We start from the raw sequence: 5,043 nt of genomic DNA on the forward strand, positions 1-5,043 counted from the left end.
CTAGTTGAGATGGGCGGTATGAGTCGAGAGATAGCTGTTGAGAAATTTGATGTTTCTAAAGTTAATAAAGAAATTCTAGAGATAATGGAAGTAAGTTAAGTGAAGCGAATATTTGATGTAGTTATAGCTGTTATGGCAATTATAATTTTTAGCCCTGTAATTTTGATAGTTGGGCTAATGATTAACTTGAAACTAGGTCGTCCCATCTTATTTAAGCAAGAGAGGCCAGGATTGAATGGAAAAATTTTTCAAATGCTTAAGTTTCGTAGCATGAAAGATGCATACGATCAATTTGGTGATGTGTTGCCGGATGGTGAGCGCTTAACGTCGTTTGGAATTAAGCTTCGTAGCTCTAGTTTAGATGAACTCCCAGGTCTATGGAATGTACTGAAGGGTGATATGTCTCTAGTTGGCCCTCGTCCATTGTTAATAGAATACTTGCCACTATATAGTCAAGAGCAAGCAAAGAGGCATAATGTTCGCCCTGGAATTACTGGCTGGGCCCAGGTAAATGGGCGTAATGCAATTTCATGGGAAGAAAAATTTAAGCTAGATGTATGGTATGTTGAAAATCAGAGTTTATGGTTAGATATAAAGATCTTGTTTTTAACTATCAAGAAGGTGTTTATCAAAGATGGTATTACCGCGGAAGGTCATGTGACAACAGAATACTTTAAGGGAAATAAGTAATATGGCTGATATGGAGCAAAGCTTAGGGGAGTTAGCTTGCCTCTTTGCTAGAGGTAAGAAAACGTACAATGCGTATTTGTCACATGGACAGCAATTTCTATACGCGCGAATCCTCAAGGATAACAATGAAAGAATTCGGGCTACACTTATAAAGATTTCTTTTCAGCTTCCTGAGCAGCTATTCTCGCAATGCATTAACTTGATTCATCATATCGATGTATGGCTAGAGCTGTGGGTTGATTTATCAGAACGTATGTCTCCAAACATTGAAGATTCATTTGTCTTTGAAAACAATGTCAATTATCCGGTAGAAGCTGAGAAAGGCTTAATGGCATTGATGTCTGAACTTAGAAATAAGGAACTGTGAAAGTGTTAAACCCGCAATCAAAGGTTTTGTTTTTAGGTAAGGCTGATGATATTCATACGGAAAGGGCACTTGCTTATGTGTCTATGGCCTTTGGGGATGTAGAGTCTTATTTAGGTGTTTGGGGGGAAAAGTTGCCTTCAACTGTCGATCACTGGGAAGGAGATTTAATTATTTCTTACCTGTCTCGTTGGGTTGTTCCTGAGTGGTTGATAAAAAGAGCTAAGGTTGCTGCGATTAATTTTCATCCAGCCCCACCTAGTTACCCTGGCATAGGTTGCAATAACTTTGCTTTGTATAATGATGAAGCTGTATATGGCATAACTTGCCATCATATGGAAAACACAGTGGATACAGGTAAAATTATTGCGGTAAAGGAGTTTCCACTATTGCCAAGTGATACTGTATCTACATTATTACCTAGGTTATATGACCACCAGCTATCTTTATTTTATGATGTGATTGGTGATGCATTGAGCAAGGGAGAGTTTCAAAAGAGTGAAAGAAAATGGGAGCGTACTCCATACACTCGTAATGAGTTTGAAGAACTGTTCAATATAGACGTAAATATGAGTGAGTCGGAAGTCGATAATAGAATCAGGGCTGTAAGTTATGGTGATTTCCAGCCTTACATAACTCTACATGGAAAGAAATTTAGGTATCTTCCCGAATAAGCAAATATATAATAGAGCATAAGAATGTTAAGCAGTAAAATATCCCCATGGCCATCATTCACTCAAGAAGAAGCAGATGCCATTCAACGCGTTTTGCTTTCAAACAAAGTAAATTATTGGACTGGCCAAGAAGGCAGAGAGTTTGAAAAAGAGTTTGCGCATTTTGCTGACTCTGAATATGCCATCGCTGTTTCAAATGGAACGACAGCTTTAGACCTAGCCCTTAAAGGCCTTGGTATTGGAGTCGGGGATGAAGTAATCGTTACTTCGCGAACCTTTATTGCGTCAATTGGTGCAATAGTTACTGCTGGTGCAACACCGGTCTTTGCTGATGTAGATAGGAACTCTCAGAATGTAAGTCCAGAAACAATTGAACCGGTTATTACAGATAACACTAAAGCTATCATTTGTGTTCACTTAGCTGGTTGGCCCTGTGAGATGGATGGTATTATGGGGCTTGCTGAGAAGCATGATCTGAAAGTCATTGAAGATTGTGCTCAGGCTCATGGGGCCAAGTATAAGGGTAAATCGGTTGGTTCTATTGGTCACGTCGGTGCTTGGTCTTTTTGTCAAGATAAAATTATGACTACCGGTGGTGAGGGTGGCATGGTGACGACTAATGATAAAGACCTTTGGAGTCGCATGTGGTCCTATAAAGATCATGGTAAGAGCTTTGATGCGGTATACAATACTGAACATCCTCCAGGGTTTCGTTGGCTGCATGAGTCATTCGGTACTAATTGGCGATTAACAGAAATGCAGTCTGCGATTGGGCGTATTCAACTGCAGCGCATGCATGACTGGACGAAGCTACGAAATGAACATGCAGCTAAGTTGGTTAACGTCTGTAAAGATTTCTCTGCTATTCGTGTCCCTGAAGTTCCTGATTACATAGAGCATGCTAACTATAAATTTTATGTATTTGTTGAATCGAGTAATCTCAAAGAAGGCTGGACACGAGATAAAGTTGTAGACGCTCTAAATAAGTTCGGGATACCAGCTATGCAAGGCAGTTGCTCGGAAGTTTATTTAGAAAAGGCATTTGATGACGAGGATTTCAAGCCGAAGGAAAGCCTCCCAGTTGCAAAAGAATTAGGTGAAACTAGTCTAATGCTTTTGGTTCATCCAACGATCACTTCCGACCAAATGGATGCGGTTGTATCAATAGTTAGAGATGTATTGTGTGACGCCTCTAAGTAGGAAAGTATTAGCAAATTCAGGAATAGGATTAAACAAAAGTGTAAACAAAAGGGGTCGGTGACAGATAATAATCATTCGTATTACTTGCCCTACACCTAAAAGATCGTGTGTAGTTGCCTCCAACTTGTATGCAGCTGCTTTGACTTTCTGCTTTAGTTGGGCTGAATGAGTAATCAGCAGACGTATTGTGTTGGTGTTATTCCTTTGTTCCTTTGTTCCTGAAGTTTTTTAGCGCCTTCTATTAGTTCTCTTGTTTCTTTATGGGAGCGGTCACAAAACTGTTCAAAGTCAGTAAGCAGCTTAGTTTTCGGCCAAACACCGGAGTCAGGTGTCAGTTGTCCAACTTTCAGCTGGTAGTCTGCAAGTATTTTTATGTACTGCTGTCTTTCGTCCTGCGAAATAACGATGGGGGGAAGGCCTGACTTTAGCAGAGGAATGTTTGCAATTAATCGCGCAAGGCGTCCGTTTCCGTCCCAGAAGGGGTGGATATGTACAAAGCCCATGTGAATCTTCGCGTAGGCTTTGATTCCGTCCTTAAGGTTGAGAGTTTGCTTGCATAATGAGTTGAGCTCTTCGATAAAAAGAGCCATTAACTTTTCTGTATGCAGGGGGTGGGCATATTCGATAAATACTTGTTGGTTTTTCTTATTAACGGCATAGGTACCGTTCATTTCAACTTTCCAGGCTCCATTCGGTTTATAAATGTCGGTGACGCGGTCTGTCTGAATAGCTAAATGAAGTTGGAAGCAGCTTTCTGCTGTAAAGGCTTGGTTAAGGTTTTGGTAAATCAATTCGATAGCACTAGCGTGGCCATATATTTCCTGGTGCTCTTTGAGTGGTTTACCTGAAATGGTTAACCCCTCGTCCAATATAAACTTTGTATCACCTAAGCTTAAAGTATTGCCTTCTAGTGCCGTTGAGGTATGAGTCCACAGGTTTCTAATCTGCTTGAGTGTAGATAGCTGAATATCTGTATCTAGTCCCTGCAAAAACTGCAGCATATTGGGCGTCGTTTGGTGTGCAGCAAGACTATATCGTGTACCTTTACGACTGCCAGTTTTAATAAGCAGGCCTTGCTCACTTAATTCATTAAGCCAACGGCGTATCGTTCGATCTGAAGGAGGGCTAAGCTTGAGTGTTGGTTTATTTATCAATTCAAGAAGATCAGACAGTGCGAAAGATTCAGGGGCTTGCTTAAGCAGCTGGAGGAGCATTGACGGGTCTAGTTTCTCGGTCATAACTGAGCCTGTATTCTAATATATAGGACATAACTCTATTTAATATGTCCGATAAAGTAAAGCAAAAGGGGTCGGTGACACATAATAATCATTCGCATTACTCAGCTTGAAAAGGTCTTAGCTTAGATCGATAATGACGTGTAACTATCAAGGAAGATAGAGGAAGCTGAAATGCCAAGGAAGCCGAGAATGTATATGGCAGGAGTGCCGTGCCATGTAATCCAACGGGGAAACAATCGGGAAGCGTGTTTCTTTTCAGATCAAGATAATCAGTTTTATCTGGAATGCTTACAAGATGCATATTCTGGTCCATCATGAACACCCATTCTGGCGCAACGTGAACACCTATTCTGGCTGATCGTGAACACTAAATCTGGCGTCATCATGAACACTTGTTGCTGGCTTCCAGAATAAGTGTTCATGATCCAGAATCACTGTTCACAACACCAGAATTCTTTCGCGCATTGATTTTCTATGACTGCTAGCCTCTTCAGTTTTTCACTGGAGACGGCAATGCCAACCAAGAGAATATCAATGCGAAAATTACGAGAAATATTGCGTCTTCGTTTACAAAATGGGCTCTCATTACGCCAGATCAATGGCAGCTTGAGGCTTAGCCTGGGTGCCGTGCAAAAGGTGGCTCGCCAGGCAAAAGAATTAAACCTAGATTGGTCTGCCATCGAGAAACTTAATGAGCAGGCGCTTGCCAATCTTTTTTATCCTGAATCTGACAACCGTGTGTCTGCAGAACTGGTCATGCCGGGCTGGGTTGAGGTACACCAAGAACTCAAGCACAAAGGCATAACCAAACACTTACTCTGGGAAGAATATACACAGCAATACCCAAACCGGAGTTACAGCTACTCGCAATACTGCC

5 protein-coding genes and 1 pseudogene are annotated in these 5,043 nt (G+C 41.2%); 5 read left to right on the forward strand and 1 reads right to left on the reverse strand.

Annotation, left to right across the window (positions count from 1 at the left end; all coding sequences use genetic code 11):
• The first annotated feature begins 99 nt into the window (after positions 1-99).
• The 4 genes from A3766_RS12715 to A3766_RS12730 are packed head-to-tail and all read left to right on the forward strand — an operon-like array spanning position 100 to position 2,928.
• Positions 100-690, forward strand: a complete 591-nt coding sequence (locus tag A3766_RS12715; protein ID WP_068642298.1) for a sugar transferase — start codon at positions 100-102, stop codon at positions 688-690.
• 1 nt (position 691) lies between these two features.
• On the forward strand, positions 692-1,057 hold the full coding sequence (locus A3766_RS12720; RefSeq protein ID WP_068642300.1) for a hypothetical protein: 366 nt from the start codon (positions 692-694) through the stop codon (positions 1,055-1,057).
• Between the two features lie 2 nt (positions 1,058-1,059).
• Positions 1,060-1,728 (forward strand): formyltransferase family protein, encoded by a 669-nt coding sequence (locus tag A3766_RS12725; RefSeq protein WP_068642302.1) that lies wholly within the window; start codon positions 1,060-1,062, stop codon positions 1,726-1,728.
• Between the two features lie 24 nt (positions 1,729-1,752).
• Complete coding sequence (locus tag A3766_RS12730) at positions 1,753-2,928, forward strand: DegT/DnrJ/EryC1/StrS aminotransferase family protein (protein WP_068642304.1); 1,176 nt, start codon at positions 1,753-1,755, stop codon at positions 2,926-2,928.
• A 173-nt stretch (positions 2,929-3,101) separates the two neighbouring features.
• On the opposite strand, the gene A3766_RS12735 is transcribed toward A3766_RS12730, so the two are convergent.
• Positions 3,102-4,166: a Fic family protein gene (locus tag A3766_RS12735; protein WP_082907112.1), complete on the reverse strand. Its 1,065-nt coding sequence runs from the start codon at positions 4,164-4,166 to the stop codon at positions 3,102-3,104.
• Between the two features lie 534 nt (positions 4,167-4,700).
• Between A3766_RS12735 and A3766_RS12740 the strand changes: the two are divergent.
• Positions 4,701-5,043 (forward strand): annotated as a pseudogene (locus A3766_RS12740) (IS21 family transposase); the annotation flags it as partial.

The organism is Oleiphilus sp. HI0132 (assembly GCF_001635845.1).